Below are 329 nucleotides of genomic sequence, written 5' to 3' on the forward strand. Positions count from 1 at the left end.
GCTTACCAACGCGACAGCGCTGGCCGCCTGCTGCGCAAGACCTTGCCCGACGGCACTGCGGTCGATTACCGCTACGACGCCCTTGGCCGCTTGGTCAGCGTCGACGACGGCCATTGGCCGCTGGCCTACGAATACGACACCCAGGACCGCCTCGTCGCCGAACACCAGGGATGGGCGACCCTGCGCTATCGCTACGACAGCGTCGGTCGGCTGATCCACTGCCGCCTGCCCGACCGCAGCACCCTCGACTACCGCCACGCCCGCGGCGGCGCGCTGATCGCCATCGACCTCAACGGCACCTGCCTGACCGAACACCGTTTCAAGGGCGG

At 68.7% G+C, this 329-nt stretch carries 1 protein-coding gene; it reads left to right on the forward strand.

Features of this window, described 5'->3' with window-relative positions; translation table 11 throughout:
* The coding region (locus tag FHK92_RS27905; RefSeq protein ID WP_258232725.1) for a hypothetical protein at positions 1–329 on the forward strand (329 nt) is incomplete at both ends.

The sequence above is a fragment of the Pseudomonas brassicacearum subsp. neoaurantiaca genome (assembly GCF_013608025.1).
In the GTDB taxonomy this organism is placed as follows: domain Bacteria; phylum Pseudomonadota; class Gammaproteobacteria; order Pseudomonadales; family Pseudomonadaceae; genus Aquipseudomonas.